We start from the raw sequence: 24,691 nt of genomic DNA on the forward strand, positions 1-24,691 counted from the left end.
AGAAACGTGCGCGTCCGCGCGCGAGGTAATCATTTGCTGGTGCCATCGCCCATGTGTGTGTGCCCGTGCGCGCGCGTATACAGGCGGGCTGCATGCGTTTGCGGGCGCGGGGGTGGTAACCGTTACCACTTCTGGCTTCTCACTATCCAATTCGAATAGTGAAAAGCCAGCCCAGCGCGGTCAAACTGCTATCTGCACTCACTCGTGCGAGCAGTACGCGCAGGCGTCCGCGCGCGAGGCGCCATCCATACCCGACCCTTTCGGTCCTGCTCAGTCTTGCGAAGTTGACACACCATACAGGGCAGACAGTCATTAATCAAGGTTTTGGCGTAAAACGCATGGGTTCGAAGTATGTGAGTTATTTTCAGTCCGAACACCGCCCGTCTGCGGCGTGCGGGACGGCGCAATGACAGGCAACTCGGTTAACTAAGGATTCATTATGGGCGACCCAACAACGATGGCAATGATGGCAATGGCGGCTTCGGCTGGTGGCGCCGTGCTGCAGGCTGATGCTGCCGATGAAGCAGCGAACAAGCAGCAGAACATCCTGACGGCTGGCGAAGAAGAAAACCAGCGCATCAACAAGGCCGGTGAAGAGCGGGTCAACGACTTTGCCAAGGACGTTTTCGACCCGACCAAGCGCGATGAGCGTTATGAGGACGGCGCGGCAAAACGTGAAGATTCGCTGGTTTCGGCCTTGATGAGCACCACGCCCAACGCTGGCGCAACTGGCAATGTCAGCACGGACTATTTGACCGGCAACAGCGCATCCCAAGCGGCAGGCATGGGCGAAGCGCAGAAACGCGCCAAGCTGATGGCCCGAAGTGGCGGCGGCGGGCTGATGTACGGCGCGGAAGCCATGATGGGCGGCGACTTGTCGAGTGACCTGGCGGGCCTGGCGCAGAAAACCCGGCGCAACAGCATTTACACGCAGAACGCAGCCGGACGGGTGCGCAACGAAGGCTCGCTGGCGGGCGGGCTGCTGCAAGGTGTTGGTGCGGCTGGAATGAAAATGGGTGGGACGTAATGCCAATTTCAAGCAGCCTCGGCCAGTCTCTCGGCGGCGCGCTTGGCCAGTTCGCCTTTGGTGGCGACACGCGCAAAAGCGACTTGAAAGGCATGCTGGATGGCGCGCGACTGTTAGCGCATGTTAGTTTTTGCCGCTATATATCGCACACACTTTATCTAGTTGGGCTTCTCCAACGGAACCTGGAACCACATCAACCAGTTCAAGTTTTTCTCTGGGCACATCGGCGGTCTGTGTAGATTTTCCCGCCTTGTTGTATTCAATTATTTGATATGTGGCAAGCCGACGTGATAAGCAACTAAACGCGATGCGGTGCATCTCGTAAGTCCCGGTCGGGGCATTGTATTTTTGCTCGATACCCTCGTAAACAAAGAGCTTCCCATTAACGATGTGCGGCATCACCTTGAAGTGCGACATTCGTAGCCAGACATCGAGCGCGTCACGCTTGCGGGAAAATGAACCCGTCAAGATTGATGCAACTCCTCCTGGCTTTCCCCCGTCCTCGTTGTATTCAGAAACAGGTATTTGGTAATTTCTAGGCTCCGGAGCTGCGTTTTTGCAAATGGTGTTTACGTGTGGGCGTAAAGCGGCAGCAAACAAAAGCTGACTCTTCTGCCAATCGTTGAGCTCGAGAACATCAAGTGGGGTCTTTTCCTCATTTGCACGAGCTAGAGTTTCAAATTCTGCCGGTGACCGTCCTGTGTTGTCATGGAAGGTTGTTTGAAAATTGTCGGAAATCCACGAGCCATTGCACGCAAAAAGGACACGTCCAGACCACGTAAGTGAAGGGTCGATTTGCGATACATGGAAACGAGTCTGAACAGCGTTTCCAATACGCTGCGCGTTCTGCCCTGTCCCCACGAACACTTGCTGTCCGTTATTGCCTTTCAGACTAATGAAGCCAGATTGCTGAGCGAGTGTCCCGGCTGAAAACATGAGGAACGTGCCGAGCAGAGTTAATTTTTTCATTGTGGCAGCCATTTTCATTTTGATTATCCGAACTGTCTGGTTCGCTGGCATCATCCCACAATGAACCCCGCATCATTCATGCTCTATCGTTTGTGCTGAGCTGCCACATCATTCCATCTGAAGCCCGCACCAAGTGCAGCCAGAGCGCCAAGGTTGAGTTCAAGCTGCACACCCCTGCCCTGCTTCGGGTGCGCGCAAGGGGCCGTGCAAGGGCTACGTGATAGACCATATTAAGCCGCTGGCCTGCGACGGCGCAGATGCCGCTTACAGTATGCAATGGCAGACGGTGGTTGATGGCAAGGCAAAGGACAAATGGGGAGCGCCGGGATTGCAAGTGCCAGGGGCCCCGCCGCGTGCGGGTTTTCTTACGCTTGGGCCGTGGCGGGTTAACTTCCCCGGGGATGGTCTAAAGAAATTTAGACTTTAGATTTCCGACTGGCTCACCCTGTCTCATATTAAATGATGGGTGTATCGATGGGTGCGAACGTAAAAACGGGCCCGAAGGCCCATGTTTACTAGCTAATTGGCGGAAACGGAGGGATTCGAACCCTCGATGAGGCTCTACACCCCATACTCCCTTAGCAGGGGAGCACCTTCGGCCACTCGGTCACGTTTCCTGAATTCTGTCTGAGCCCGGATTATCTCACGACTTGGACCGCTGTCCAGCAATCAGGGGCTTGCGGCGGGCTGGTCGAGGTCAAAAGCCTTGTGCAACGCACGCACGGCCAGCTCCATGTATTTCTCGTCGATCACCACCGAGGTCTTGATTTCGCTGGTGGAGATCATCTGGATGTTGATGCCTTCTTCGCTCAGGCAGCGGAACATCTTGCTGGCAATGCCGACATGGCTGCGCATGCCGATGCCGACGATGCTGACCTTGCAGATCTTGGCGTCCCCGGTGATCTCCTGCGCGCCCAGCTTGGGCAGCACCTCGGCCTTGAGCAGGTCGATGGCGCGCGCGTAGTCGTTGCGGTGCACGGTGAAGCTGAAATCGGTTTTGCCGTCCTTGCTGATGTTCTGGATGATCACATCGACTTCGATGTTGGCGTCGGCCACGGCGCCCAGGATCTGGTAGGCAATGCCCGGGGTGTCTGGCACGCCGAGGATGGAGATTTTGGCTTCGTCGCGGTTGAACGCGATGCCCGATACGATGGCTTGTTCCATTTTTTCGTCTTCCTCAAAACTGATCAGGGTGCCGGACTTGGCCTCTTCGTCGATGTCGATGTCCCAGGGCGTGAAGCTCGAGAGCACGCGCAAGGGCACCTTGTACTTGCCCGCAAACTCGACCGAGCGGATCTGCAGCACTTTGGAGCCCATCGATGCCATCTCGAGCATCTCTTCAAAACTCACGGTCTGCAGGCGGCGTGCTTCCGGAACGACACGCGGGTCGGTGGTGTACACGCCGTCCACGTCGGTGTAGATCAGGCACTCATGCGCCTTCATGGCCGCCGCCACGGCCACGGCCGAGGTGTCCGAGCCGCCCCGGCCCAGCGTGGTGATGTTGCCGCCGTCGTCCATGCCCTGAAAGCCGGTGATGATGACCACCTTGCCCGCATCCAGGTCGGCGCGCACCCGCTTGTCGTCAATCGACTCGATGCGGGCCTTGGTGTAGGCACTGTTGGTGCGGATGGGCATCTGCCAGCCGGCGTAACTGACGGCGTCCATGCCCTCGGCCTGCAGCGCGATCGCCAGCAGCGCACTGGAGGCCTGCTCGCCGGTAGCGGCCAGGGCGTCGAGTTCGCGGTGGTAGGCGTCGCTGGCCTTGGCAGGCGCCAGTTCCTTGGCCAAGCCCAGCAGGCGGTTGGTTTCGCCGCTCATGGCACTGGGCACCACCACCATCTGGTGGCCGGCTCTGGCCCACTTGGCCACGCGTTTGGCGACATTGCGGATGCGCTCGGTCGAGCCCATCGAGGTGCCGCCGTATTTATGAACGATCAAAGCCATTGCAGGGTGTCAATCAGGAGTTGGGAGTGCGGTCTTTTTGCTTTTTTGGCGGAAAGCGCTGCGAAAAGCGCCCTGACGGCAGGCCAGCAAAGCCTTCAATTATAACTAGGCCCCCACGCTCGTCACTGCGTGTACTTCGCTGCCCCCGAGGGGGCGCATTTTTCCTTGGGGCGGCCCTGCGGAAAAACATGGCCCCCACGCTCGTCACTGCGTGTACTGCTCGGCACGCTAAACAGCGTAGTGCAAATGCGCACCATCCCGTGTCACGTGGCCATTGGCCACCTTCAGGTCAATCCGGTGGCCGCGCGTGGTGCAGGCCGCCACCTGCGCCAGCAACTGGTCGAGCTGCGCCGTGCTCGGTGTGGCCTGGTGGGCGTCCAGCAGCCAGTGGCGCAGCGCGTTGGCCTGGCGCGGTCCGGACAAGAGCTGCAGGGCCTTGATCTCGGGGGGGCTGCCGAGCAGCTGCAGGTCTTCACGCGCCACCTCGAGCAGCACGGCCTGCGCCTGCGCCGCATGCCGGGCACTGCGCGCAAAGGTCTCGCGGAACTGCGGGAAGGCCTGCGCCAGTGCCGGCAGCAGGCGCGCACGGATGCGGTTGCGCGTGAAACGCTCGTCGGTGTTGCTCGGGTCTTCGATGAAGGTGGCACCGCGCCGCGCCAGCCAGGCGCGGATCCCGGGCGCCGGCACCTGCAGCAGGGGGCGGTGGTAGTCCAGACCGTCCCGCTGCCAGTGGGCGGGCATGGCGCTGAGGCCGGGCAGTCCGGCACCACGGCTCAGCGCCAGCAGCATGGTCTCGACCTGGTCATCGGCATGCTGCGCAAGCGCTATGCTTTTGATAGCTTTTTGTGCCCACTCCTCATGGGCCAGGCCCCGAAACGCTTCATAACGCGCCTTGCGGGCGGCGTCTTCCGGACTGTCGCCGGGCGCATGCCTGGCCATGACGCGCACGACCCGCAAGGGCACGTCCAGCTGCGCACAAACGGCTTCGCAGTGGCTGGCAAATCCGTCGGCAGCGGCCTGCAGGCCGTGGTGCACATGCACCGCCCTCACCTGCCCCGGCCACTTGTCGGCGCAGGCCAGCAGCAGGGCCGTGGAGTCGGCGCCGCCGCTGTAGGCCACGGCCACAGGCAGTTGCGGTGAAAAGACGCGCAGGGCGTCGTCGACGGTGGTGCTCACTGGGTAACCTTCGCCTTGCAGGCTGCGGCAGTCGCCTTGGGAACGGCCCGGCGGCGCATGTCAGGTCAGCCGCCGCGGGGCGGTGATCAGGCTATTTGGCGTCGGCCTTGGTGTCGGTGTAGCGACCATAACTTTGCAGGCGCTCGTAGCGGCGGTCCAGCAGCTCCTTGACCTTGAGGTCGCTGACCTGGCGGAAGGCGTCGTTGAGGGCGCGCTTGAGGAAAGCGGCCATCTGCTTGTGGTCGCGGTGCGCGCCGCCCACCGGTTCGTTGACGATCTTGTCGATCACGCCGAGCGCCTTCAGGCGGTGTGCGGTGATGCCCAGGGCCTCGGCGGCTTCCTCGGCCTTCTCCGAGGTTTTCCAGAGGATGGAGGCGCAGCCTTCCGGGCTGATCACCGAGTAGATGGAGTACTGCAGCATCACAACCTGGTCGGCCACCGAGATGGCCAGCGCGCCGCCGGAGCCGCCTTCGCCGATGATGGTGGTGATGATGGGCACTTCGAGTTGCGCCATTTCAAAGATGTTGCGGCCAATGGCTTCGGACTGGCCGCGCTCCTCGGCGTCGATGCCGGGGTAGGCGCCCGGTGTATCGACAAAGGTGAACACCGGCAGCTTGAACTTCTCGGCGGTTTTCATCAGGCGCAGCGCCTTGCGGTAACCCTCGGGCTTGCTCATGCCGAAGTTGCGCAGACCGCGCTCTTTGGTGTCGCGGCCCTTCTGGTGGCCCAGCACCATGCAGGCGGTGCCGTTAAAACGCGCCAGCCCGCCGACGATGCTCAGGTCATCTGAAAAATGCCGGTCGCCATGCAGCTCGACAAAGTCGGTGAACAGTTCGTTGACATAGTCCAGCGTGTAGGGCCGCTCGGGATGGCGCGCGATCTTGGTGATCTGCCAGGGCGTCAGGTCGCTGTAGATGTCCTTGGTGAGCTGCTGGCTCTTTTTGGCGAGCTGGTCGATCTCTTCGGAGATGTCGACCGCCGATTCGGTCTGCACGTAGCGCAGCTCTTCAATTTTTCCTTCGAGCTCCGCAATCGGCTGCTCGAAATCGAGAAAGGTCTTTTTGGCCATGGTCTGCTCCTCAGGCTTCTTGATTAGGGTTTCTCGGCACCCAGGACCGGCAAGGGGTCCAGCGAGCGCCAAATATACCAAGTTGCGACGCTGCAAAACGGCGCCCAGGCGGCGGCGACTTCGCGCGCATCGCTGCGGCTGACCGATTCGCCGGAAAAATAGTTCTGGCTGATGCCGTTGATCAGCCCCACATCGTCGAGCGGCAACACGTTGGGACGTGTCAGGTAAAAGATCAGGAACATCTCGGCGGTCCAGCGGCCAATGCCGCGAATCGCCACCAGTTCGGCAATGATGGCCTCGTCGTCCATTGCCGCCCAGTCCTTGACGTGCACCGTGCCGGCGTCGAAGTGGATCGCCAGGTCCACCAGGTACTCGACCTTGCGCGCGCTCAGGCCGGCGGCGCGCATGTCGTCCACCTTGAGCTTGAGCACGTTGCCGGGCGTCATTTTTTTCGGCAGCGCATCAAAACGGTGCCAGACCGTCTGCGCCGCCTTCACGGAAATCTGCTGGCCCACGATGCTGCGTGCCAGCGTGCTGAAGGCGTCCCCGCGCGATTGCAGGCAGGCGTCGCCGAACTGCGGGATCAGGCGTTTCATGACCCGGTCTTTCTTGACCAGGTGTTTGCAGGCCTCGGCCCAGTAGTCCGGCACGATGGTCAGGGCCGGCTCGGCGACATCGGCCAGTTCGGTGCTGGCCGGGCCGCTTTTTACTATCTTTTTCATAGCTGCTTGCGCCCGTCCGTCATGGGCTGAAGGCCTTTTTTAATTGAAAACCTCATCACGAACCGACCTCCCAGGTCGTTCCGGCCGGTGTATCTTTCAGCACAATGCCGCGTGCCAGCAGGTCCTGGCGGATGCGGTCGGCTTCAGCAAAGTTCTTGCCAGCCTTGGCGGCGGCGCGCTGCTGGATCAGGTCCTGGATGGCGGGCTCGTCCAGGCCGGCGCCGGCCTGCAGGAAGGCGGCCGGGTCGTTTTGCAGCAGGCCCAGGCAAGCGCCCAGGGCCTTGAGCAGCCCCGCCAACTCGGGCGACCGGGCCTTGTTGACCTCGCCGGCCAGGTCGAACAGCACGGCCATCGCCTCGGGCGTGCCGAAATCATCGTCCATGGCCGCCTTGAAACGGGCGGCAAATGGCTGCGACCAGTCGATCACCACCGCGGCCGGCTGGACCAGGTGCAACGCGGTGTACAGGCGCTTGAGCGCATTGCGCGCATCGTCCAGGTGCGCGTCGCTGTAGTTGAGCGCGCTGCGGTAGTGCGCACGCACGATGAAAAAGCGCACGGTCTCCGGGTCGTACTGCGCCAGCACCTCGCGGATGGTGAAGAAGTTGCCCAGGCTTTTGGACATCTTCTCGTTGTCCACCCGCACAAAACCGTTGTGCACCCAGAAGCGGGCCAACGGCTTGCCGTTGGCGCCTTCGCTCTGGGCGATCTCGTTTTCGTGATGCGGAAACTGCAGGTCGGCGCCGCCGCCATGGATGTCGAAGGTCTCGCCCAGGGTCTGGCAGCTCATGGCCGAACACTCGATGTGCCAACCGGGCCGGCCCTTGCCATAGCGGCTGTCCCACTGGGCATCGGCGGGCTCGGTTGGCTTGGCCGCTTTCCACAGGACAAAATCGAGCGGGTCTTCCTTGCCGTCCAGCACGGCGACACGCTCGCCGGCGCGCAGCTCGTCGAGCGACTTGCCCGAGAGCTTGCCGTAGCCTTCGAACTTGCGCACCGCGTAGTTCACGTCGCCGTTGTCCGAGCGATAGGCCAGGCCTTTTTGCTCCAGCGTGGCAATCATGCCCAGCATCTGCGGCACGTATTCGGTGGCGCGCGGCTCCAGCGTGGGTGGCTCGATGCCGAGCGCGCCGATGTCCTGGTGCATCGCCGTGATCATCTCGTCGGTCAGCGCCCGGATGGTGATGCCGCGCTCGACGGCGCGCTTGATGATCTTGTCGTCGATGTCGGTGATGTTGCGCACATAGGTGACCTGGTAGCCACTGACCTTGAGCCAGCGCTGGATCACGTCGAAGGCCATCATCATGCGGGCATGGCCGATGTGGCACAGGTCGTAAATCGTCATGCCGCACACATACATGCGCACATGGCCGGGAACCAGGGACGAAAAATCTTCTACGGCACGCGTCAACGTGTTGTAAATGCGAAGGCTCATGAAAAGTCTGGGTGTTCAGTCTGACTGGAATCGCCGGAACCGGAAGGGGGCGCTGGAGCGGGGGCGGGTCATCAGGTGCATCAGCAAGGGGGAAAGCTGCTCCAAAAGGTCTGGCGACGGGATGCCAATGGTGATTTTTCGCAGGAGCTTAAACTATACCCCTCAGATACAATCGTCCAGTATAGCCAGCCAGGAAGAGCCCATGCAGCACGCTGCACAGCCGGCTTCTTCGTTTCCTGGTTTGATACCAGCCACTCCATGCGTTCCAGAGGAAATATGTCCAAGTCAGCTTATTTTTCAAACCAGGCGCTGCCGACTGCCCTGCGCTTGCTGGCTCTGGTCGCGGCCCTGTGTGTGCCGCCCGCACATGCCGACGAGTACACCGAGGTGAACGCCCTCGTGCGTGCGGGCCAGTTGGGGGAAGCCATGGCCAGGGCCGACAAGTACCTGGCCACCAAGCCGCGCGACCCGCAGATGCGTTTCATCAAGGGCGTGATCCAGACCGAAGCCGGCAAACCGGCTGACGCGATCACCACCTTCACCAAGATCACGCAGGACTACCCGGAGCTGCCCGAGCCCTACAACAACCTGGCCGTGCTTTACGCCGGCCAGAACCAGTTCGACAAGGCCAGGGCCGCCCTCGAAATGGCCATACGCACCAACCCGAGCTATGCCACCGCGCATGAAAACCTGGGCGACGTGTATGCCAAGCTGGCCAGCCAGGCCTACAGCAAGGCGCTGCAGCTCGATGGCGGCAACAGTGCCGTGCCGCCCAAGCTGGCGCTGATCCGCACCCTGTTCACGCCGGAGGCCAAGGCCCAGAAGCCGGCTGCAGCAACACCTGCCGCGCCCGCCGTGACGGCCCAGACACCTGCCGCGCCGGCCAAACCTGCGGCAGTAACGCCAGCAGTGCCAGCAGCGCCTGCGCCTGCTGCGCCGGCAACGCCGGCCGCGCCTGCGGCACCCGCCGCACCGGTGTCGTCGCCCGCACCAGCCGCGGCCACACCGGTCAGCGCCGCCGAAAAGGAAGTTGAAGCCACCGTCAGGGCTTGGGCCAGCGCCTGGTCCGGCAAGGACATGACCGCCTACCTGGCCGCCTACGCCAAGGACTTTGACACACCGGGCAACCAGTCGCGCAAGGCCTGGGAAGAAGAGCGGCGCAGCCGCATCGTCGGCAAGTCAAAGATCAGCGTGAAGATCAACAACCTGTCGGTCGACGTCAAGGGCAGCAAGGCCACCGCCAAATTCAGGCAGGATTACAGCGCCGATGCGCTCAACATCTCCAGCCGCAAGACACTGGACATGGCCAAGGCCGGCGAACGCTGGCTCATCGTCAGGGAATCCACCGGCGGTTGATGGCCGCCCGCTGCGTGCGCACCCCTGGCACTTGCCTGACCTTTTTCACGGCCCCTGACCCCTCACTCATGCAACGGGTATCCGCCACCCTCCTCGTCACGGCACTGTCGGTGATGTGCGGTCCCGCGCCGGCCCAGGGCGTGGACAAGAGGAAGCCCCACGCCACCACCGCCTCCCCCAGCAGCGCGGCGCCGTCCCGGGCCGCCGTACGGCCGGCGGTCAAGGACGGCGAAGCCGAAGCCCGCCTGATCGAAATCTACAAGCTTGCCGGCCAGGCCAGGGGGCGCGAGGCACTGGTCAAGGCCGAGCGCCTGGTGGACGACCATCCCAATTTCCAGCTGGCCCAACTGGTCTATGGCGACCTGCTGGCCGCCCGCTCCCGCCCGCTGCGCGCGCCGGGCGACGTGTCGGACGGCACGGCCAAAGCCGGGGCCAGCACGCTGGCCGAGCTGCGCCAGGAATCCCTGATGCGGCTGAAGGCGCTGCGCGAACGGCCGGCGCCGGGCACCATTCCCTCGCAGTTCCTGGCGCTGTCGCCGCGCAACAAACATGCGATCGCGGTGGACGCCTCGCGGGCCCGGCTCTACCTGTTTGAAAACACCGCCACCGGTCTCAAGCTGGTGAGCGACTACTACATCTCGGTGGGGAAATCCGGCATCGAAAAATCCGTCGAGGGTGATTCGCGCACGCCGCTGGGGATTTATTTCGTCACCAGCAACCTGGACCCGAAGTCGCTGAAAGACTTTTACGGCTCGGGCGCCCTGCCCATCAACTACCCCAATGCGCTGGACCTCAAGCGCGGCAAGACCGGCAGCGGCATCTGGCTGCACGGCACGCCACCGGCCCAGTTTTCGCGCGCGCCACAGGCCAGCGACGGCTGCGTCGTGCTGGCCAATCCGGATCTGGAGCGCATCATCCGTACCGTAGAAGTGCGCACCACGCCGGTGGTGATTGCGCAAAGCCTGCAGTGGGTGGCGCCGCACAGCATCAAGGCCGACAGCAAGTCCTTTGAGGAAGCATTGAACAGCTGGCACCAGGCCAAGTCGGTGGGCGACCTGGCCACCCTGACCAGCCTGTACAGCAGCGACTTCAGCAGTTACGGCAAGACCCGCGACGACTGGGCGGCCCAGTTGCGTACCGAGACCAACAAGCGGCGCGGCCGCACGGTGCAGCTCAAGGACGTGTCTTACCTGCGCTGGACAGACAGCACCGACACCATGGTGGTAACCTTTGGCGAGGTGCTCAGCGGCTCGCGCACAGGCCCGGTGCGGCGCCAGTACTGGATGCGCCAGGGCAAGCAATGGAAAATATTTTTTGAAGGAGTGGTTGGATGACTTTCAGCAACAAGGCCATCGGCCGGCGCGCCTGCCTGGCGATCGCAACACTGGCCCTGGTGGCCGGGCAGGCCTGGGCGCAAGGCGCGGCCGGCGCACCCAAGGTCAGGTTTGCGACCAGCGCCGGCGATTTCGTCGTCGAGGTCTATCCCGACAAGGCACCAAAAACAGTCGCCAATTTTCTTCAGTACGTCCGGGACAAGCACTACGACGGCACGGTGTTTCACCGCGTGATCGACAACTTCATGGTCCAGGGCGGCGGCTTCGATGCCAGCTATGCGCAAAAATCCACACGGCCGCCGGTGGTGCATGAAGGGCGCGAGGCGCTGGCCAAAGGCGGCGACAAAAACGTGGTCGGCACGCTGGCCATGGCGCGCACCAACGACCCGGACTCGGCCTCGTCGCAATTTTTCATCAATGTCAGAGACAATGACTTCCTGAACCCGAGCGCCCAGTCGCCGGGCTACACGGTGTTCGGCAAGGTGGTCAGCGGCATGGACGTGGTCGGCAAGATCAAGGCCACACCCACCGGCCCGGGCGGCCCCTTCCCGAGCGACGTGCCCCGAACACCCATCCTCATCAACTCTGCAACCCTTGTCAAATAACCCATCATGAGCAATCCCAAAGTCGAACTCCACATAGCCGGCTACGGCCTCATCACCCTTGAACTCGACCAGGACAAGGCACCGAAATCGGTGGCCAACTTCCTCAGCTACGTCAACAAGGGCCACTACAACAACACGGTGTTCCACCGCGTGATCCCGGGCTTCATGGTCCAGGGCGGCGGTTTTGAAGTCGGCATGAAACAAAAGCCCACCGACGGCGAGATCGAAAACGAAGCCAGCAACGGCCTGAAAAACGACCACTACACCGTGGCCATGGCGCGCACCAATGCGCCGCATTCGGCCAGTTCGCAGTTTTTCATCAACGTGTCCGACAACGCCTTTCTGAACCACACCGCGCCCAACGCGTCGGGCTGGGGTTATGCGGTGTTCGGCAAGGTGGTGGGCGGCACCGATGTGGTCGACAAGATCGCCGCCGTGAAGACCGGCCGCAAGGGCTTTCATGACGACGTGCCGCAAACCGACGTGGTGATTGAAAAAGCCGTCGCGCTGGCCTGATTCCCGTCTGGACTGAGCGCGTTCAAGTTCAGCCCGTGAAAATCCCGTCGACCGTTCCCCGGATTGCGGAGCTCCATGCGCCGCCTTCCTGGGGCACGGTCGATTTCATTTCCGACCTGCATCTGCAGGCGGCCGATGTCGCCACGTTTGCCGCCTGGCGGGACTACATGGAAAGCACGCCGGCCGACGCGGTGTTCATTCTGGGCGACCTGTTTGAAGTCTGGGTCGGTGACGATGCGGTCGATGTGGCAGCAGGCGCTCAAGACAGTTTCGAAGACCGCTGCGCCCGCCTGCTGGGCCAGACGGCTGGCCGGCTGGCACTTTTTTTCATGCACGGCAACCGCGACTTCCTGGTCGGCCCGCGCCTCATGGCGCTGTGCCACACCACCTTGCTGGCCGACCCGACCGTGCTGGCCTTCAACCAACAGCGCTGGCTGCTCTCGCACGGCGACGCCTTGTGCCTGGGCGATGTGGACTACCTGCAATTTCGCCGCGAGGTGCGCAGCCCCGCCTGGCAACGCAGCTTTCTGGCCAGACCGCTGGCCGAGCGGCAGGCCATCGCACGCGGCCTGCGCGAACAAAGCGAGGCGCGCAAGCAGTCCGGCGCCCCTTATGCCGACGTGGACGGCAGCGCGGCCCGCGAGCAACTCGAAGCCGCCAACGCCCAGATCCTGATCCACGGCCACACCCACCGGCCGGCGGTGCACGACCTGGGGCACGGCTACTCACGCGTGGTGCTCAGCGACTGGGACGCCGCCGCCGCCGTGCCACGCGCGGAAGTGCTGCGCCTGACGGCCGCCGGCCTGCGCCGCATCCCGCTGCTCTAGGGCCTGTCCACACTATTTATGCGAGATGCGTTGCGAGTCAAAAAGGCCATGCGCGAGGCGCAAAATGCAGCCGGGCTGGAGCCCGGCAAGGCTTTGCAACGCTGCGCATGGCCTTTTTGGCCGCAACCCGAAGGGAACGTGGTTAAAACAGCACCACTCGTCGTTGCACTCCTAGCCCAGCCGCCCAGGCTGAGCGTCGTCGTGCGCCTAGATTGGCGCTGTTTTAACCACGTTCGCACTTGTATAAATAGTGTGAACAGGCCCTAAGCCACCCCATGCTGAACTGGTTGCGCCAGCTGTTCGGACGCACGCCGCGCGCCGACACCATTCCCGACACGCTGTGGCAGGCCACGCTGGCCGCCTATCCTTTTCTGGCCGAGCGGCCGGTGGCAGAGCGGCTGCAGTTGCGCCGCCTGGTCGGTGAGTTTCTGGCGCACAAGGAATTTACCGGTGCGCACGGCCTGGTGGTCACCGACGAGATGGCGGTAGCGATTGCCGCGCAGGCCTGCCTGCCGGTGCTGCACCTGGGACTGGGCTGGTACAGCGACTTTGTCGGCATCGTGGTTCACCCCGGGCAGATGATCGCGCGTCGCGAAAGGCAGGACGCCAGCGGCGTCGTGCACCGCTACAGCGAGGTGCTGTCCGGCGAAGCCATGGAGCGCGGCCCGGTCACGCTGAGCTGGCAGGACGTGGCCTCGGCCGGCGCGCTGGCCGGCCACGGCTACAACGTCGTGATCCACGAGTTCGTCCACAAGATCGACATGAAGGACGGCACCGCCGATGGCTGCCCGCCCCTGCCCTCGCGGGCCGCGCACAAGGCCTGGCACGAGGTGATGCAGCCGGCTTACGACGCTTTTCGCGAACAGGTCACGATGGCCGAACGTTTCGGCGGCGAGCCGCCGTGGCTGGACGCCTATGGCGCCACGGCACCGGCAGAATTTTTTGCCGTGAGCTGCGAAGCCTACTTCGTGAACCGCGAGCGCTTCACGCAGGACTTTGCGGCACTGACCGCGCTGTTTGACCAGTTTTTCAAGCGCAATCGGCCTGCAGCCCTTTAAACACGGACGCAGTCAGCTATTTAATTGATAGCAAACCGTGGCAATTCCAGGCGCCGCGCCGAGGCAGCTCCAAGCGACACCGCAAGGATCCCGCCCTCTCAGCGCTTGATCAGCGCCTTCAGCACATTCTGCAGACGCCGCACATGCGCCGCGTCATACGGCGCGGCCAGCACTTTGGCCGCATCGTCACCCCAGGTCTGCGCCGGCGCCGGGTCGTTGCGTTTGGTCAGCAGCACCAGCTGCAGCATGCGGCGCGCGCTGATGTGTTCGGCCGGGGTCGGCAGCTCGGCGGCGATTTCCAGGCGCAGCAGGGTTTCTGCGGCATCACCCTTGGGCGCCGACGACAGTGCCTTCATCCACGCGCTGCGTGTGGCCGGCGTCACCAGCTTGCCCAAGGCCTGGGCATCAGGCAGCAGCGCGGGGTCGCGTTTTTCCCAAGCCGTCAGCAGGTTGGTCAGCACTTCGCCGTGCGCCTGTTCGGACAACTTGCGCAAGGCCTGCTGCGCATGCTCAAAAGCTTCGCGCTGCGCGCGGAAGGCTGCGTCGCCCAGCCGCGGGCCACGCTCTTCGTAGGCTGGCCTGTCACCGAAACGGCTTTCGCGCTCGGGGCGGTAGGGCTCGAACTTGTTGTCGGCCGGCCGGTTACCGCGGCCGTCGGGCTTGCCGCCACCGGGTCGTGCGTCCTTGCGGTCGCCAAACTTGCCGCCGCGGCCTGCGGGGGCAGCTTCGGCCTTGCGCATGCCGGGGCGGTCATCGCCGCGCATGGCCACCACCGGTTTGGCGGGTTTGGGCGGCGGCGCGGCCGGTGCTGGCGCAGCTTCTTCTGCTTCCGCAGCGGCTTCGGCGGCAAGCTCGGCAGCGGTTTCAGTCTCGGCCGGGGCCTCCTCTTTTGCTACTGTTTCAGGAGCAGCTGGCGCAGGTGCATCGGGCGCTGACGCCTGATTGGACTCCGCTTCCTGAGGTGCTTCGGCCGCTGCAGGCGCAGGCGCTGCCGCGGCAGCCGGTGCCGCCGGCTTGAACTGCCCGCGCAAACCGGCTTCGAGGTCGGCCATCGCGGTGCGAATTTTTTGCACATCGCCGGTGGCGTTGGCAGCGTCGAGGGCTTTGGACAGCTCGAGCACCAGGCGGTCATGCTCACCCAGGGCCGACGCGGCTTTTTCACGCTCGGCGGTCTTGCGCTGGAAGGCGTCGTCGATCGGCTTGCGGAAAGCGTCCCAGAGTTTTTGCTCCTGCTTGCGCTCGATCGGCACCGCCTGCGCTTCGTGTTGCCAGCGCTGCTGCAAGGCCTTGACGGCGTCGATGTGCAGCTGCGGCTCGGCGCCCAGCACCTGCGCTTCCTCGATCATGGCCTTGCGGTGTGCCAGGCTTTCGGCGCGTGCGGCTTTCAGCGGCGCATCGGCGGCATCCATCGCGGCCTTCCACTGCGGCTGGATCTCGGCAAAGGCTTTTTCACCCAGGTGGCCGGCGGCCGTCCACTTCTCGACAAAACCATTGAGGCTGCGGATCTGGTACTTCCAGTCGGTGTTGCCCTTGTTGGCCTCGGCCCAGGCCTGCACCTCGTCGATCAGCGCGCGGCGCTCGGCCTTGACGGCTTCGCTTTGTTCCTTGACCTTCTCGAGCCAGACCTCGACCACCTTGTGGGCTTCGTTGCAGGCGTCGTCAAACCGCTTCCAGAGCGCGTGGTTGGGGATGCCGCCCTGGTCGCTGGTTTTCCAGAGTTCGCGCATGGCGCGCAGCGCCTCCTGCTGCTTGCGCCCGCCCAGGGGCTTGGCGACCAGCGCTTCGGCCTTGGCCACCAGCTCCTCGCGGATCTGGTCGGCACGCCAGCGCTGCCAGCCTTCGAGTTCGCCGGCCGCCGTCAATGCGGCATGTGCCGCGGCTTCGAGCGCGCTGTCGATGTTGCGAATGTTTTCCTTCAGCGCCTGGCGCAGCTCGGCCGCGACCTTGGGCGTGGATTTGCCATGGCCTTCGGTGACTTCATGCTCAAGCTTGGCGAGCGCGGCCTGCACGACGGCCGCTGATTTTTCACGCATGTCCTTGAGCACGGCGGGGTCGATCTTGACCTTGGGCGCACGCGCGGGCTGCTCACCGGCAGCGGCGTCGCCGCCACGCGGCGCGCCGCGTACGCTGCGCAGTTCATCGGCCCAGACCGGTACCGCCGGCAGCGGTGCGGCGGCGTCTTCGGCGGCCGCGACGGCCAGCGACAACGCGCCCTGAAAGGCTTCCCACACCGCCAGCAACTGGCCACGCGAGGCGTCGAGCAGCGGCGGGAACTTGGCGTCCACGCTGGGCCAGTTGGCGTCCTGCGCGAGTTCGTCGGCCTGGGTCTGCCAGTGCGTCACGTCGGCGCGCAGGGCTTCCCACACGCCTTGTGCGTCGCGCCAGGGTTTGGTCGACAGCACTTCAATGCGCTGGGCAATCAGCACGGCGGCCTCGCGCTGCACCTGGGTGCGGTGCTGCAGGTCTTCAATCGTCTTGACGCGCTCGGCCAGCTGGGCTTTCAGCCCGGCCAGCGGCTCGCGCGACAACGGTGCACCGGCCTTGGCGGCATCACGCTGCCAGGCCAGGGCGTCGGCCATGTTGAGCTTTTTCAGGGCCAGCAGGGCCTGGCCCTTTTCAGCCCACTCGGCCGCCGCGGTCTCCTGGCTTTTCAGGCGCTTGGCTTCGTCAAGCCTTTCCTTGAGCGGCTTGGCCGCGCCCTTGTCGCGGTTGGCCAGGTCCTTGTAGACCTCGGCCATCTGCTCGGCCGAGGGACCGGTGGCCAGCCACTCGCGAATGCGCGCGGTGCGTTCGCCCGACGTGGGCGCGGAGAAAGCCCCGCCCGTCAGGCCATCGAGCGGATGGCTATCGGCGCTCTTGGTGGAAGGCGTTTTCACGGCGGGTGTTTCGGGCTTGGCAGATTTGGACATGGGGAAACGCAGCATATGGATAAGTAGGACCGGCGAAGCGGGGGATCTTCAGGGATCAGGACATTGCAGGTCTGCCCTTGGGGCTTTACAGCCTGCCGGCATCAGCAGGCTCAGGGCGGGACCGGCGTAAAAAAGAGGAGCCGCAGGACAGATATCCGCGACCCCGACCCAAGCTTCAGAAATAAAGCAATGCGGCTATTTTCGCTGTTTTTAAGGCCTCGCCAAATTAAGTTCGGCGCGCGGTGTCCATTTGGCGTCTGCGGGCGCGTTTTTGGGCGCGCCCAGGAAGAGCCTGCCGGGCGAAACACCCCCGGCGGCGAGGTAGTCCCTGACCGCCACGGCCGCCCGGGCGGCAGGCATGGGTGCAGCAGGGCCACTGACAGGTCCGGCGGCCGGCTTCGCCGCTTCCTTTACATTTTTTGGCCCACAGCCCTTTCTGTACTGTCGTCGGTAGCTCCGTTTTTGATAGCAAATTTATCGCCAGGCGGCAGCAGGTTCAGGCGCCCTGCCCAGTCGCGGCTCATGTTGAGGGTGGGCGCGCTCAGGGTCACCGCGGACAGTTTGACCTTGCGCTCCAGCGGCCGGACGTCGTCGAGGCCGACCTCCAGCCAGTCAAACGCGAGCAACTCCCGGCGACCGGCCCGGGTTTCGAGCAGGCGCACCTGCTCCGCCGTGGCGGTGCCCGACAAACGCACCACGGTGCCCGGCGCCTGCTCAAACGCCAGCTTGATGTCGGCATGGAGCACCGCGCTGTCCAGCCTGAAAGGCAGGCTTTCCGGCCTGTAGGCCAGATAAGGACGCAGGTCCAGCCCGCGCAGCGCCAGCGTGGCGTCGGTCTTGTGGGTCTGGGAAAAAGGGGTACCGACGGCCGCGGTGTCGAAACGGCTGCCATTGAGCCTGAAAGCCAGGTGTGGCGAGGTTTTGACCTCGCGCCGGGCGCGCAGGTTGCTCAGGAAAGGTAACGACAGACGCAGGTCGCGCACCACAGGTGTCCTGCCTGCCGGAAGGTCGGCAAAGTCAAGCTGGCCGTCGCTGAGGACGAGGTTGTAGAGGGCAAAGCGCAGCGGGTCGCTGGCCGGCGCATTGGCCACAGGCTTCAGTCGCGCGAGGATGTCGTCCACGTCATAACGGCCCTGGCCCGGATGGGTGAGCGACAGCGCCAGGCCATCGGCCTCGATGGCGTCGGCGACCGGTGCAAACCGCAGCAGCGACTGCATTTCTGCATCTATATAGAGACGCGCAATTTTCAGTTGGGGCGCCCCTGGGGAAAGCAGGCTGCTTTCCGGCCCCGCAGCAGGTGCTGGCGGGCTGGCGGCTTTGGCGATGGCCAGCTCGCTGAGGGTGAGCTCCAGCGACCACGGACGGAAGTCCACTGCGCCCACCGTGAGCTGCCGGCCCAGCTTTTTCAGAGACCGCTTTTTCAAGTTGCGACTTCGGCACCCGAGGCACCAGGGCATAGGCCAGCGCCCAGAGCAGCAACAGGCCATCCACGGCCCAGGCTGCGCGGTGATGCCAATGTGGCGAACGCAGCATGCCCCCTGCTTTGCCGGGAAGAGACTTGAAGAGACTGGAGAGTCGGGAGGGATTGCGTTTCAGTTCATGGCCGGGCTCAGGCCTTGAGTCTTTAACGCGCAGGGGCAAAAGGTCGATGGCTGATTGCGTGAAAAGGCCAGCCCCAAAATAAAAACCCCGGGCAGCGAGGCCGACCGGGGTTGACGGCGGGCGTGATGCTCATGCCGTCGGGCTTCGCAAAGAAGAGAAGATCGTCTCCAGTGCGATGAGGGCAAGTGATTGCTCTCAGTTTGACCGGGGTTGGTTACCCGGCTGATGCTTGAGGTACTCAAGCAACTGCAGGTTAAACCTCAGGCGCCCTCGGCGCAAGTCGAAATTTGTAATCAAAAATCAGCCCCCGATTGCCATTTTCTTGGGGTTTACAGCTTTGCGTCCTTGTCCTACATGACCATGCGTCATTTTCCGCATCGCCCTCCAAAACCGTCCTGCTTGAATGCTCCGGCACTTTCTCTGAAAAACGTTGCAAGCGCTTGAGTTAAAAGCCATTACTGTCAAAAAATACAGCCTTCTTCTCCAAAAAATGCGCCCACTTGACGACCTAGAGCGAAACCCCAAAAAGCCGCGCAAATGGGAGAAATAAGGAAGCTTGACACCTTATTTGAGTTTTTAATGCACTAATATGCATATTAAATTAATTTGATATTCTTGACAAGGTATTAAGCGCACTCTTAGAATCCGCCGTCCCCCCAAAACTACGGGACAACCCGAATCCGCTGCCGAACCCGGCAAAGTCAGACAAGGGGTCAACACCCCCAAGGCAAGGCCTTGGTTTGATGGCGACCCAATCAAAGCGCACGGCTCAAAAAGTCGATGTGCATAGAAAGGAGTGCTATGACAGCGCTAGGACAATCCACCCCCGCATCGGTTATGCGGACGCTTCAGAAAAACGTGGGCAACAGTCTGGCAAACATTGCCGACGACATTGCCCAGGGCTTTTTTGAAATCACCCACAACAGCTTCGCACTCGTCGGCCTGGCCGTCGTGTTTGCAGTGATCACGCTGACCGCCCGTCCCGACCTGCGTGAGGCCGGCGAATCCCGACTGATGAGCTGGCTGCAGGAGCGCCAGGAAGCCGCGATTGGCTTCACCGAACCTGATGCGATCGACCGGGCCACGGCCGCCAACCCCAAGGACCTGCCCCGGCAACAGGCTGCGGTGGCCTTCTGGCTCAGCCGCAAGTATGGCGTGGCGCCCGAGCCACTGAGCGTGCTGGTCGCGGAAGCCTTCGAGATCGGCCAGAAAGCCAAGCTCGACCCGACGCTGATTCTGGCCATCATGGCCATCGAATCGGGCTTCAACCCGTTTGCGCAAAGCCCGGTGGGCGCCCAGGGCCTGATGCAGGTCATGACCAACATCCACCACGCCAAGTACGAGAACTTCGGCGGAAAACTCGCCGCCTTCGATCCGGTCACCAACCTGCGGGTAGGTGTCAAGGTGCTGCAGGAATGCATCGCCCGCGCCGGTTCGGTGGAAGCCGGCCTGAAGTTCTATGTGGGCGCAGCCAATCTGGAAAGCGATGGCGGTTATGCCGCCAAGGTGATGGCCGAACACGCCCGTCTGCTGGCTGTTGTCAGTGGCCGTGCGCCGGCCTACATGCCGACCGTTCGCCCGCCGCTGGCCATTCCAGCGTCCCTGCCTGCGAACACAGACGCTGACGACCTGCCCAGTGGCAAGGCCAGCGACAAAGTCGCCAGCCTCGCGAACTCCTGAGCGCGGCCCGGCTTTTGACAGGCCGGTCGTCAGCCAGGCGCCGGGTCCGTTACACTAAGGGTGTGCGCGACTGGCGATAGGCAGCTCCTGTTTTGCAGGGCGACTGCTGACGTGGGATACCACTGGGAAGCGCACCGCTGGACTCAAGCGATGACCACAGCGTTCAGCCGTTCGCCTGGGCAGCCCTTGTTTCATTCATCCAATGACAGGGACCACGTCTTGAAGGACTGCCATGTACGACCGCACCATTCTTGTGGAACAAACCGACCCGGAGCTGTGGGCTGCCATCGTTGCTGAAAACGCGCGCCAGGAACACCACATCGAGCTGATCGCCAGCGAAAACTACGCCTCGCCCGCCGTCATGGCCGCGCAGGGCTCGCAACTGACCAACAAATACGCAGAAGGTTACCCCGGCCGCCGCTACTACGGTGGCTGCGAGCACGTGGACGTGGCCGAACAGCTGGCCATCGACCGCATCAAGAAAATCTTCGGTGCCGAAGCGGCCAACGTGCAGCCGCATTGCGGCGCCTCGGCCAACGAAGCCGTGTTTCTGGCCTTCCTGAAACCCGGCGACACCATCATGGGCATGAGCCTGGCCGAAGGCGGCCACCTGACCCACGGCATGGCACTGAACATGAGCGGCAAGTGGTTCAACGTCGTCTCCTACGGCCTGAATGACAAGGAAGAGATCGACTACGACGCGATGGAGCGCAAGGCCCACGAGTCAAAACCCAAGCTGATCATTGCGGGTGCCTCGGCCTACAGCCTGCGCATCGACTTCGAACGGTTTGCGAAAGTCGCGAAGGCTGTCGGCGCGATCTTCATGGTGGACATCGCCCACTACGCCGGCCTGGTGGCCGCGGGCGTGTACCCCAACCCGGTGCCGCACGCCGACGTGGTGACATCGACCACGCACAAGAGCCTGCGCGGCCCTCGCGGCGGCATCATCCTGATGAAGGCCGAACACGAAAAAACCATCAACAGCGCCATCTTCCCCGGCCTGCAGGGCGGCCCGCTGATGCATGTGATCGCCGCGAAAGCGGTCGCCTTCAAGGAGGCGCTGGCGCCCGAGTTCAAGACTTACCAGCAGCAGGTGCTGAAGAACGCCCAGATCGTGGCCGACACGCTGACGCAGCGTGGCCTGCGCATTGTCAGCGGGCGCACCGAGAGCCACCTGATGCTGGTGGACCTGCGCGAAAGCTCGACGTGGAAACATGGCATCACCGGCAAGGAAGCCGAGGCCGTGCTGGGCGCCGCCCACATGACGATCAACAAGAACGCGATTCCCAACGACCCTGAAAAACCGATGGTCACCAGCGGCGTGCGCATCGGCACGCCGGCCATGACGACGCGCGGCTTCAAGGACGAGGAAGCGCGCCTGACGGCCAACCTGATTGCCGACGTGCTCGACAACCCGCGCGACGCCGCCAACATTGAAGCGGTTCGCGCCAAGGTCAATGCACTGACGAGCCGGTTTCCGGTGTACCGTTGATGGGTCGGCGCATGTGCAAACGCTACGCTTTTGATAGCTGCTTGCGCATGCCCGGTGCTGGCTGGAGGCCAATAATGCTTGCAAGTCCAGGTGAAGCCGCATGAAATGCCCTTTCTGCGGCCATCTTGAAACCCAGGTCGTCGAAACCCGGGTGTCGGAAGACGCAGACTTCATACGCCGCCGCCGCCAGTGCGGCGCGTGTGAAAAACGCTTCACCACCTACGAGCGGCCCGACGTCAACTTTCCGGCCATCGTCAAAAAGGACGGCCGCCGCATCGAATACAAACGCAGCAAGATCCTCGACTCCATGAACCTCGCGCTGCGCAAGCGCCCGGTCAGCACCGAGCAGGTGGACTCGGCCATCGAGCGCATCGAGGAAAAACTTCTCAACCTGGGCCTGCGCGAGGTACCGTCGGCCCGCCTCGGCGAACTCGTCATGCGTGAACTCAAAAAGCTCGACAAGGTCGCCTACGTGCGTTTTGCCAGCGTCTACCGCAGCTTTGAAGATATTGACGAGTTCAAGACGCTGGTGGATGAGGTGCGAAGGTAAAAGCGGAAAAGCGAACCGGCAGCCTGCTGCCGGCAACTGGAGGCCGTCCAGAGCCAGACAGCCGGTTACTTGGACATGACACGCGGTTCCCGCCTGCATTGAAGTTCCCGCGCCAAGTTTTTAAACTCAAGGCATGGACACACCCTGCGCCGGCATCCTTGATTCAACGTCCCCTCGCCCTCCCGCTTCCAACCGGGGGCAGTCGGGCTTTTCCATCCTCGAGGTTCTGATCGCCATCATTATTCTCAGCATTGGCATGTTGGGCGCCGTCGGCATGCAGGCCGCGGCGATGCAGGCCAACAAGGAAACCCGCAATCAGGCCGCAGCGGCTACCTTAGGGCGGGAGCTGGCCGAAAAAATGCGCGGCAACCATACAGTCGCGATCAAAACCACGGCGGCAGACAACCCCTATCTTTTTGACTCCACCCTGACCGGAACCAGCACCATTGCCACTCCGTCGGTCAACTGCTTCACCGCCGGCTGTCCAACGCCCAAGGATGCAGCATCCTGGGACGTGGCCGACTGGAAGGGGCGGGTCCTCAATGCCCTTCCCACGCCCCGAGTCAAGGTTTGTTTTGACAACGATCCTTTTGACAGTGCAGGAAAGCCCAGATGGGCCTGTGCCGGCGGCGGTGACGTTACCGTGCTGAAAGTGAGCTGGACCCGCAGCAACACAGCGGGAACGCTTGAATTTGCCGATAGCACAGGCGTGCCGGTCGTCGTCATCCCGCTCACAGCAGGAAGCTCCGAATGATGCGTCATCGTTTATCCCGCACCGTCCGTCGTCAACGTGGTTTGACACTGATCGAGTTGCTCGTTGCCCTGGGTCTGGGGCTCGTGGTGGTTGTCATTGCAGCCACCGCGCTTTTGCTGGGCCAGCAAGGTTACCGAGCGGTAGACACGACAACACAACTGCGCGACCGGGAGCGTTTTGCCACCGACTTGCTGGGACGGGTCATTATCCAGGCCGGCTATCAGGATCTGGGCGCGGCCAACCTGGCTCTCCGTTCAACAGCCACACTTCTGGGCATTGACCCCGAACCCGACATCTATGGCTGGAACAATGCCGTTTACGCCACACCTGATGACCTGATTCTCAGCGAAAGCACCAAGATTGTGAACGGCAACAGGCCGGGGGCATGCTCGGTGAACGATACGTCGTGCAAAAACGGAAGCGATGTGCTGGTGATCCGCTACCAAGGGGTGAGCTCTCCCACCAATGCCTCCAAGGCCGATGACACAATGATCAACTGCAGGGGAGAAGGTGAGGCAGGGCTGCCCACAGGAGACCTCAATGATCGTGCTGTCAGTGTTTTTCATGTGACGCGCGACACCAGCGGCGAACCTTCGCTCTCCTGCTCTTATTACAAATTCGCCACAAGCGGAAGCCAGTGGATCGCTTCCACCCCCTTGATCGAAGGCGTGGAATCTTTCCAGGTTCTTTATGGCACCGACGGCGTGTCCCCCAATCTGGCGCCCAGCGCCTCCGCAGCACAGGATACCGTCGCCGAACGCTGGCTGCGCGCGGATGAATTGACCGTGGCCGGCAACGCTGCGGGCACGCGTGAGAACTGGCGCCGGGTGCGGGCTGTACGCATCGGCCTGGTCCTGCGGGGGGCCGCAGGCTCTGCCCAGCAGTCCGCTACGGCTACCCTGTCCCCCTTGGGAAGCATGTATGCCAGCACCAGCGACACAGGCTCCAGCCTGGCCGTCGCTGCGGACGGACGGCTACGGCTGCAAAGCACCTTTACCGTTCATTTGCGCAACGACCTCAGGCTCCGATGAAACACCATCTTCCAGCATTGTCCGGCAACGCCCTCACACGTGCGCGAACAAGGCAACGCGGCTTCTCGCTAATCACCACACTGATCCTTCTTGCCGTGGTCATGGCCCTGGGCATTGGCGCCAGCCAGATGGTATTGCTTGCCGAACGTTCGACCCGGTTTGACCGAGACCAGCAAATCGCCTTCCAGGCCGCAGAGGCGGCGCTGCTTGATGCAGAGTTCGACATTCGCGGCCCCAATACCTCGACCAACCAGCGCGAAGCCATTTTTTCAGGGCGACTGGCCGATATGGTGTCTTTCGCTGAAGGATGCGGCACCGGTACAACGCGAGGTCTCTGCCTGCCTGCGGCCACGGGCACAAAGCCAGTCTGGTATTTGGTTGATTTCACCGACGAAACCAACGCAGCCAAAACCGCCAAGTTCGGCGAGTTCACCGGACGAACCCTGTCGACCGGCAGCAGCGGCATTCGCCCGGAAATGGCGCCACGGTACATTGTCGAAATTATTCCCGATGCCACGCCAGGAAGCAGCAGCGGCAGCAGCGGGAGCCCCAAGGCGCTGTACCGTGTCACGGCCATGGGTTTTGGGCCGCGCAAGGAAACGCAGGCCGTCCTGCAAATGATTTTCAGAAAAGAGTAA

At 62.8% G+C, this 24,691-nt stretch carries 21 protein-coding genes, 1 tRNA gene and 1 riboswitch; of the genes, 13 read left to right on the top strand and 9 right to left on the bottom strand.

Going from position 1 to position 24,691, the window contains the following annotated elements:
* Positions 1–439 precede the first annotated feature (439 nt).
* Positions 440–1,027 carry a hypothetical protein gene (locus B7G52_RS11785; RefSeq protein ID WP_141397439.1) on the top strand — a complete coding sequence of 196 codons (588 nt, stop codon included), beginning with the start codon at positions 440–442 and terminating at the stop codon, positions 1,025–1,027.
* Between the two features lie 123 nt (positions 1,028–1,150).
* On the opposite strand, the gene B7G52_RS23320 is transcribed toward B7G52_RS11785, so the two are convergent.
* From B7G52_RS23320 to cysS, 7 genes are all read right to left on the bottom strand, one after another.
* Positions 1,151–2,014, bottom strand: coding sequence for a hypothetical protein (locus tag B7G52_RS23320; RefSeq protein ID WP_141397440.1), 864 nt, complete (start codon positions 2,012–2,014; stop codon positions 1,151–1,153).
* Positions 2,015–2,520: 506 nt separating this feature from the next.
* Positions 2,521–2,613 (bottom strand) — tRNA-Ser (locus B7G52_RS11795).
* Between the two features lie 52 nt (positions 2,614–2,665).
* A complete protein-coding gene (locus B7G52_RS11800) occupies positions 2,666–3,940 on the bottom strand; it encodes an aspartate kinase (RefSeq protein WP_096669822.1) in 1,275 nt (424 codons plus the stop codon).
* 228 nt (positions 3,941–4,168) lie between these two features.
* The gene (gene tilS, locus B7G52_RS11805) at positions 4,169–5,116 is read right to left on the bottom strand and encodes a tRNA lysidine(34) synthetase TilS (protein ID WP_096697786.1); all 948 of its coding nucleotides are present in this window, start codon (positions 5,114–5,116) and stop codon (positions 4,169–4,171) included.
* A gap of 91 nt (positions 5,117–5,207) precedes the next feature.
* A complete protein-coding gene (locus B7G52_RS11810; protein ID WP_096669818.1) occupies positions 5,208–6,185 on the bottom strand; it encodes an acetyl-CoA carboxylase carboxyltransferase subunit alpha in 978 nt (325 codons plus the stop codon).
* 23 nt (positions 6,186–6,208) lie between these two features.
* Positions 6,209–6,907, bottom strand: coding sequence for a DNA-3-methyladenine glycosylase (locus tag B7G52_RS11815; protein ID WP_096697787.1), 699 nt, complete (start codon positions 6,905–6,907; stop codon positions 6,209–6,211).
* A gap of 55 nt (positions 6,908–6,962) precedes the next feature.
* On the bottom strand, positions 6,963–8,339 hold the full coding sequence (cysS, locus tag B7G52_RS11820) for a cysteine--tRNA ligase (RefSeq protein WP_096697788.1): 1,377 nt from the start codon (positions 8,337–8,339) through the stop codon (positions 6,963–6,965).
* Positions 8,340–8,615: 276 nt separating this feature from the next.
* Between cysS and B7G52_RS11825 the strand changes: the two genes are divergently transcribed.
* From B7G52_RS11825 to B7G52_RS11850, 6 genes are all read left to right on the top strand, one after another.
* Positions 8,616–9,695, top strand: coding sequence for a tetratricopeptide repeat protein (locus B7G52_RS11825; protein WP_096697789.1), 1,080 nt, complete (start codon positions 8,616–8,618; stop codon positions 9,693–9,695).
* 68 nt (positions 9,696–9,763) lie between these two features.
* Complete coding sequence (locus tag B7G52_RS11830) at positions 9,764–11,029, top strand: L,D-transpeptidase family protein (RefSeq protein WP_096697814.1); 1,266 nt, start codon at positions 9,764–9,766, stop codon at positions 11,027–11,029.
* Positions 11,026–11,634, top strand: coding sequence for a peptidylprolyl isomerase (locus B7G52_RS11835; RefSeq protein ID WP_096697790.1), 609 nt, complete (start codon positions 11,026–11,028; stop codon positions 11,632–11,634). Before B7G52_RS11830 ends, B7G52_RS11835 begins: the two co-directional genes overlap by 4 nt.
* 6 nt (positions 11,635–11,640) lie before the next feature.
* Positions 11,641–12,150 carry a peptidylprolyl isomerase gene (locus tag B7G52_RS11840; RefSeq protein ID WP_096697791.1) on the top strand — a complete coding sequence of 170 codons (510 nt, stop codon included), beginning with the start codon at positions 11,641–11,643 and terminating at the stop codon, positions 12,148–12,150.
* Between the two features lie 35 nt (positions 12,151–12,185).
* Complete coding sequence (locus tag B7G52_RS11845) at positions 12,186–12,977, top strand: UDP-2,3-diacylglucosamine diphosphatase (RefSeq protein WP_240523419.1); 792 nt, start codon at positions 12,186–12,188, stop codon at positions 12,975–12,977.
* Between the two features lie 275 nt (positions 12,978–13,252).
* Complete coding sequence (locus tag B7G52_RS11850) at positions 13,253–14,035, top strand: zinc-dependent peptidase (protein ID WP_096697792.1); 783 nt, start codon at positions 13,253–13,255, stop codon at positions 14,033–14,035.
* A gap of 98 nt (positions 14,036–14,133) precedes the next feature.
* Here B7G52_RS11850 and B7G52_RS11855 read toward each other — a convergent pair whose 3' ends face one another.
* Both B7G52_RS11855 and B7G52_RS11860 read right to left on the bottom strand, forming a co-directional pair.
* On the bottom strand, positions 14,134–16,959 hold the full coding sequence (locus B7G52_RS11855) for a DUF349 domain-containing protein (protein WP_096697793.1): 2,826 nt from the start codon (positions 16,957–16,959) through the stop codon (positions 14,134–14,136).
* A gap of 395 nt (positions 16,960–17,354) precedes the next feature.
* Positions 17,355–18,368, bottom strand: a complete 1,014-nt coding sequence (locus tag B7G52_RS11860; RefSeq protein ID WP_240523421.1) for a DUF748 domain-containing protein — start codon at positions 18,366–18,368, stop codon at positions 17,355–17,357.
* Between the two features lie 1,015 nt (positions 18,369–19,383).
* On the opposite strand from B7G52_RS11860, the gene B7G52_RS11865 reads away from it, so the two are divergent.
* The 6 genes from B7G52_RS11865 (at position 19,384) to B7G52_RS11890 (ending at position 24,691) form a co-directional block, all read left to right on the top strand.
* On the top strand, positions 19,384–20,226 hold the full coding sequence (locus B7G52_RS11865; protein ID WP_240523422.1) for a lytic transglycosylase domain-containing protein: 843 nt from the start codon (positions 19,384–19,386) through the stop codon (positions 20,224–20,226).
* Between the two features lie 56 nt (positions 20,227–20,282).
* A riboswitch (ZMP/ZTP riboswitch) is annotated at positions 20,283–20,414 on the top strand.
* Between the two features lie 44 nt (positions 20,415–20,458).
* A complete protein-coding gene (gene glyA / locus B7G52_RS11870) occupies positions 20,459–21,718 on the top strand; it encodes a serine hydroxymethyltransferase (protein ID WP_096697795.1) in 1,260 nt (419 codons plus the stop codon).
* Between the two features lie 100 nt (positions 21,719–21,818).
* The gene (gene nrdR, locus B7G52_RS11875; RefSeq protein WP_096697796.1) at positions 21,819–22,268 is read left to right on the top strand and encodes a transcriptional regulator NrdR; all 450 of its coding nucleotides are present in this window, start codon (positions 21,819–21,821) and stop codon (positions 22,266–22,268) included.
* A gap of 133 nt (positions 22,269–22,401) precedes the next feature.
* A complete protein-coding gene (gene pilV, locus B7G52_RS11880) occupies positions 22,402–23,022 on the top strand; it encodes a type IV pilus modification protein PilV (protein ID WP_096697797.1) in 621 nt (206 codons plus the stop codon).
* Entirely contained in the window at positions 23,019–24,053 is a 1,035-nt protein-coding gene (locus B7G52_RS11885; RefSeq protein WP_096697798.1) for a PilW family protein, read from the top strand. Before pilV ends, B7G52_RS11885 begins: the two co-directional genes overlap by 4 nt.
* A complete protein-coding gene (locus tag B7G52_RS11890; protein ID WP_096697799.1) occupies positions 24,050–24,691 on the top strand; it encodes a PilX N-terminal domain-containing pilus assembly protein in 642 nt (213 codons plus the stop codon). Before B7G52_RS11885 ends, B7G52_RS11890 begins: the two co-directional genes overlap by 4 nt.

This window comes from Polaromonas sp. AER18D-145 (assembly GCF_002379095.1).
GTDB lineage: Bacteria > Pseudomonadota > Gammaproteobacteria > Burkholderiales > Burkholderiaceae_C > Polaromonas.

Coding starts and splice junctions, on each gene's coding strand:
- B7G52_RS23320 (WP_141397440.1), bottom strand. CDS start 2,014: ATGAAAATGGCTGCCACAATGAAAAAATTAACTCTGCTCGGCACGTTC.
- B7G52_RS11850 (WP_096697792.1), top strand. CDS start 13,253: ATGCTGAACTGGTTGCGCCAGCTGTTCGGACGCACGCCGCGCGCCGAC.
- pilV (WP_096697797.1), top strand. CDS start 22,402: ATGGACACACCCTGCGCCGGCATCCTTGATTCAACGTCCCCTCGCCCT.
- B7G52_RS11835 (WP_096697790.1), top strand. CDS start 11,026: ATGACTTTCAGCAACAAGGCCATCGGCCGGCGCGCCTGCCTGGCGATC.
- B7G52_RS11865 (WP_240523422.1), top strand. CDS start 19,384: ATGCGGACGCTTCAGAAAAACGTGGGCAACAGTCTGGCAAACATTGCC.
- B7G52_RS11785 (WP_141397439.1), top strand. CDS start 440: ATGGGCGACCCAACAACGATGGCAATGATGGCAATGGCGGCTTCGGCT.
- cysS (WP_096697788.1), bottom strand. CDS start 8,339: ATGAGCCTTCGCATTTACAACACGTTGACGCGTGCCGTAGAAGATTTT.
- B7G52_RS11890 (WP_096697799.1), top strand. CDS start 24,050: ATGAAACACCATCTTCCAGCATTGTCCGGCAACGCCCTCACACGTGCG.
- B7G52_RS11810 (WP_096669818.1), bottom strand. CDS start 6,185: ATGGCCAAAAAGACCTTTCTCGATTTCGAGCAGCCGATTGCGGAGCTC.
- nrdR (WP_096697796.1), top strand. CDS start 21,819: ATGAAATGCCCTTTCTGCGGCCATCTTGAAACCCAGGTCGTCGAAACC.
- B7G52_RS11840 (WP_096697791.1), top strand. CDS start 11,641: ATGAGCAATCCCAAAGTCGAACTCCACATAGCCGGCTACGGCCTCATC.
- B7G52_RS11855 (WP_096697793.1), bottom strand. CDS start 16,959: ATGCTGCGTTTCCCCATGTCCAAATCTGCCAAGCCCGAAACACCCGCC.
- B7G52_RS11825 (WP_096697789.1), top strand. CDS start 8,616: ATGTCCAAGTCAGCTTATTTTTCAAACCAGGCGCTGCCGACTGCCCTG.
- B7G52_RS11885 (WP_096697798.1), top strand. CDS start 23,019: ATGATGCGTCATCGTTTATCCCGCACCGTCCGTCGTCAACGTGGTTTG.
- B7G52_RS11815 (WP_096697787.1), bottom strand. CDS start 6,907: ATGAAAAAGATAGTAAAAAGCGGCCCGGCCAGCACCGAACTGGCCGAT.
- B7G52_RS11800 (WP_096669822.1), bottom strand. CDS start 3,940: ATGGCTTTGATCGTTCATAAATACGGCGGCACCTCGATGGGCTCGACC.
- B7G52_RS11830 (WP_096697814.1), top strand. CDS start 9,764: ATGCAACGGGTATCCGCCACCCTCCTCGTCACGGCACTGTCGGTGATG.
- glyA (WP_096697795.1), top strand. CDS start 20,459: ATGTACGACCGCACCATTCTTGTGGAACAAACCGACCCGGAGCTGTGG.